This is a genomic window from Kiritimatiellia bacterium, assembly GCA_028715905.1.
GTDB lineage: Bacteria > Verrucomicrobiota > Kiritimatiellia > JAAZAB01 > JAAZAB01 > JAQUQV01.
In genome coordinates, this window is the sequence record JAQUQV010000104.1 from 1 (window position 1) to 4,709 (window position 4,709).

The window sequence follows — 4,709 nt, forward strand, 5'->3', positions numbered from 1 at the left end:
GCGGTATACCGCGCCGGTTATTGGTCCATCTATTCCCTGGTGAACGGAGTGATCCTGAACAACGAGGGGGTGTGGGGCGGGGCGGACGGCGTGCCGGTGTCCGGAGATTACGACGGGGACGGCAAATCCGACCTTGCGGTATACCGCGCCGGTTATTGGTCCATTTATTCCCTGGCGAACGGAGTGATCCTGAACAACGAGGGGATATGGGGCGGAGCGGACGGTGTCCCGGTGAAGTAGGAGGCAGTTTAAAGAGTTCGGGCTCCCGCGGCTTGCGCGCGGGAGCCCGCGCCTGCCGATTGCCGTGGAAAGCGTAAAAAAAAGGACATATATGTTTAAGAGGATAAAAAAGCGAAACGGAAAGACGGTAAAATTTGAATCGGCAAAGATTTGCGGCGCGCTGGCAAAAGCCGGTTCGGCGACCGGCGAGTTTGATAAAAACGTCGCCCGGCGGCTGACGCTGAAGGTCCTGGGGCTGGCGCAGAGCGCGCTGGCTCGCAAGCCGCCGACGGTGGAAGAAATACAGGATATTGTTGAAGAGGTGCTGTTATCTTCCTCTTACCGCCGGACCGCCAAAGCCTATATTATTTACCGCGAACAGCATGCCAAAATCAGGGAAATCGCATCCAAAGCGAATCTTGATTTAATGGATCAATACCTTGACCGGGCTGACTGGCGGGTCAACGAAAACAGCAATATGAGTTATTCACTGCAGGGATTGAACAATTATGTTTCTTCGGAAATCAGCAAGGCGTATTGGCTTAATAAAATTTATCCGGCTGAAGTCAAGACGGCCTACTTGAACGGTGATTTTCATATCCACGACTTGAATATTCTCTCTGTCTACTGCGTCGGGTGGGATCTCCAGGATTTGCTGACGGAAGGATTCAGGGGCGTGCCGGGAAAGGCCGAGAGCAAGCCTGCCAGGCATTTTCGCAGCGCGTTGGGGCAAGTGGTTAATTTTTTCTACACGCTCCAGGGCGAGGCCGCCGGCGCGCAGGCTTTCTCCAATTTTGACACTTTGCTGTCGCCGTTTATCAGATATGACAATTTGAGTCGCAAGGAAGTCAAGCAGGCTTTGCAGGAATTCATCTTCAATATGAATGTCCCCACCCGTGTTGGCTTCCAGACGCCCTTTACCAATATTACTCTGGACCTGACCGTGCCCCCGACTTTTGCAAATCAACCGGTAATTATCGGCGGCGCGCCATTAAAAGAAACTTACCGGGAATTTCAAAAGGAAATGGATTGTTTCAACAGCGCTTTCCTGGAAGTAATGCTGGAGGGGGACGCCAAAGACAGGGTGTTTACTTTCCCGCTTCCGAACTACAACATCACTAAAGATTTTGACTGGGATAATCCCAACCTGGACCTTTTATGGCAGTTGACGGCCAAATACGGCGTGCCGTCTTTTTCTAATTTCGTGAACTCCGACCTGAAACCGGAAGACGCCCGGTCAATGTGCTGCCGGCTCAGGCTGGATACCAGGCATCTGCAGAAAAGGGGCGGGGGGCTTTTCGGGGCCAATCCCCTGACCGGCAGTATCGGCGTGGTTACGATCAATCTCCCGCGGCTGGGTTATTTATCCGATAATACCGCAGATTTCATGGATCATTTGGGCAAGCTTATGGCGCTTGCCAGGGAAAGCCTGGATGTCAAAAGAAAAACACTGGAAAAACTCACTGAAGCCAACCTCTATCCTTACGCAAAATATTACCTGCGAAATATCAAGCAAAGATTCGGCAAATACTGGAAAAATCATTTTTCCACAATAGGGCTGATCGGGATGAACGAAGCCTGCCTCAACCTGTTCGGGAAGGACATCGCCGATCCGCAAAGCGGCAAATTCGCGCTGGCCGTGATGGACTTCATGAGAAACAAACTGATTGAGTTTCAAAAGGAGACCGGCGATAATTACAATCTTGAAGCTACACCCGCAGAGGGCACCGCCTACAGGCTGGCAAAAAAAGACAAGGATCTGTTCCCCCAAATCATATGCGCCAATGAAAAACAATACAAAGCCGGCGGTGCGCCTTTTTACACCAATTCCACCCAGTTGCCTGTTAATTTTACCGAAGATGTTTTCGAATTCCTGGATTTACAGGACGAAATACAAACGAAATACACCGGCGGCACGACTTTGCACCTTTTTCTGGGGGAGAAGATTGAGAATGCCGCCACGGTTAAAAATCTGGTTCGCAAGATTTGCGCCAATTACCGGCTGCCTTACTTTACCCTGACCCCGACTTTCAGTATTTGTCCCGGTCATGGATATCTTCCGGGTGAACAAACGGCCTGTCCGCAATGCGGAACGGAGTGCGAGGTTTATTCCCGCGTCGTTGGTTATCTAAGACCCGTGAGCCAATGGAATAAAGGGAAGCGGGAAGAGTTTGTCCGGAGAAAAATGTTAAAGGTGCCTGCATAGACGGCCTCATCATATTTGCGGGACAAAAACGGAAGAATACAATGCGCATCGGCGGTTTCCAGAAGTTTTCCCTGATAGATTATCCCGGAAAGATTTGCGCCGTGGTTTTCACCCAGGGCTGTAACTTCCGCTGTTCCTATTGTCATAACCCGGCATTGGTGGACCGCCGCCTTTTCCAAAAGACGATCCCCGCAAGCGAAATCATCTCGTTCCTGGAAAGAAGAAAAGGCGCGCTGGAGGCGGCAACCGTCACCGGCGGCGAGCCTTTGCTGCAGGAAGGCGTTTTCCCCTTTCTTGAGTCCGTTAAAAAACTGGGTTACCTCGTAAAACTGGACACGAACGGCAGTTTTCCCGAAAGACTGGAACGAATCGTCAAGGAAAAACTGGCTGATTATATCGCGATGGACGTCAAAACTTCCCTGGAAAAATATGCCGGCGTTTCCGGTGTGGACGTGAACCGGGAGAATATCAAAAAGAGCATTGATATCATCATGTGTTCCGGGTTGGATTATCAGTTCAGAACCACCATCGGCAAATCGTTTTTGAATTTTGAGGATATAAAACATATCTGCGGGTTGATCAAAGGTGCGCGCGCTTATGTTCTTCAAAAGTTTGTCCCCGTTCGCGGGCCGGAAGGCTGCTTTTCACCGGATGGCGCGGAATACGGCGAGGCGGAAATTCGGCAATTTCAGGAGCTGGCGGTGGGTCTTATTCGGGAATAATGTATGTGCATTTACGCAGTAAAGGGAGAAAGACAATATGATTCTGAATGACCGGCAGATTGTGGCCTTATCCCGCCGGGGCATGATCACGCCCTTTTCCGCGGAATTGGTCCGCCGCGCCGGTCGGGCCGTTATTTCATACGGCCTGTCAAGTTTCGGTTACGACGTGCGTCTTTCCACGCGTTCTTTTATGGTGTTTCGTCATATTCCCGGAACGGTTGTTGACCCCAAGAGCTTCAATTCAGGCAATTTGGAAAAAACCGTCCTGCACTCAGACCGCCGGGGCAAATTCTTTATCCTTCCGGCGCGGAGTTACGGGCTTGGCGTGGCCGTGGAAAAGCTGAATCTGCCGGATGATATACTTGTTTTATGCATTGGCAAAAGCACTTATGCGCGTTGCGGCATCATTGCCAATGTGACGCCGGCCGAGCCGGGTTGGCGCGGGCACTTGACCCTGGAGTTTTCCAATGCCAGCGCCGCCGATTGCCGCATTTATGCCGATGAAGGCATTGTTCAACTCCTGTTTTTGCGCGGCGAACCATGCCGCGTGTCCTACCGGGAAAGGAAAGGCAAGTATCAAGGACAATCGCGCCGGGTAACCCTCGCAAAAGTCTGATGTCAAAAAAATGAAGTTTATGTGCCGGAAGTTCTGATTGCCGCGCGCGCCATGAAGTCGGCCATGGATATTCTCAAGCCGCTTCTCGTCAAGGCGGGCGTTGAGCCGCTGGGCGCCGTTGTCATGGGAACAATCAGGGGCGATCTGCACGATATCGGCAAAAACCTGGTTTGCATGCTGCTTGAAGGCGGCGGATTCAAGGTGATTGACGCCGGCATTAACGTTGATGCCGCAAAGTTTATCCGGCTTGCTCATGAAAATCAGGCGGCGCTGATCGGCGCCTCGGCCCTTTTAACGACCACGATGATAAGCATGAAGGAACTCGTGGACGCGGTTAAAGCTTCGGATTTGGCGGGCAAGGTCAAGGTGATGATCGGCGGCGCGCCCGTAACCCAGGCGTTTGCGGATGAAATCGGCGCCGACGGCTACGCGCCGGACGCCGCTTCGGCCGTTGATTTGGCTAAAAAGCTGATCGGCAAATGATTTTGATGTTGACGTCAGGGGGCTGACGGTTATCATGTCCGCTCATATGAAACGGATTATCGGCGGACTGCTGGGCATTGTTTTTATCCTGGGGGTTGTAGTTTCCCCGGCGTTGCACAAGGCGCATCACGGCCTGACGTGCGGATGTTCAATTCCCGGAACCAGCCATGGGCAACACTCCGGCGGATGCGGGGGAGAAACGCCCGATGGTCATGATTCGGATCATTGCCCGCTTTGCCAGCTTGCTCTCACGCCGCTTATCACCGCTTCAGCGCTTCCCGCGCCCATCCTGACTTTTCCGGTTGGCAGAATCATTTTCTTGCCGGCGGATACTCCCGCTCTCCAATCATTCTGCGATCCTCACTTCGCGCGCGGTCCTCCGAACGCCTGACATCCAACTTGCTCATGTTTCACGCAATGCCGGCTTATCAGTCCGCATTGTATCCATTGATCAACATTTCAA

General features: G+C 52.3%; 5 protein-coding genes and 1 pseudogene. All 6 read left to right on the forward strand.

All coding sequences use genetic code 11. From position 1 onward, the window contains the following. Positions 1-240, forward strand: a 240-nt coding sequence (locus PHP98_11705; GenBank protein MDD5484293.1) for a hypothetical protein, incomplete at its 5' end; no start/stop codon positions are given. Positions 241-331: 91 nt separating this feature from the next. Next, positions 332-2,425 (forward strand): ribonucleoside triphosphate reductase, encoded by a 2,094-nt coding sequence (locus PHP98_11710; protein MDD5484294.1) that lies wholly within the window; start codon positions 332-334, stop codon positions 2,423-2,425. Positions 2,426-2,466: 41 nt separating this feature from the next. Further along, positions 2,467-3,147: an anaerobic ribonucleoside-triphosphate reductase activating protein gene (locus PHP98_11715; protein MDD5484295.1), complete on the forward strand. Its 681-nt coding sequence runs from the start codon at positions 2,467-2,469 to the stop codon at positions 3,145-3,147. Between the two features lie 37 nt (positions 3,148-3,184). Then, complete coding sequence (dcd, locus tag PHP98_11720) at positions 3,185-3,763, forward strand: dCTP deaminase (protein ID MDD5484296.1); 579 nt, start codon at positions 3,185-3,187, stop codon at positions 3,761-3,763. Positions 3,764-3,769: 6 nt separating this feature from the next. Further along, positions 3,770-4,246, forward strand: a pseudogene (locus PHP98_11725) (cobalamin-dependent protein). 34 nt (positions 4,247-4,280) lie between these two features. Next, a complete protein-coding gene (locus PHP98_11730; protein MDD5484297.1) occupies positions 4,281-4,637 on the forward strand; it encodes a DUF2946 family protein in 357 nt (118 codons plus the stop codon). The last annotated feature ends 72 nt before the right edge of the window (positions 4,638-4,709 follow it).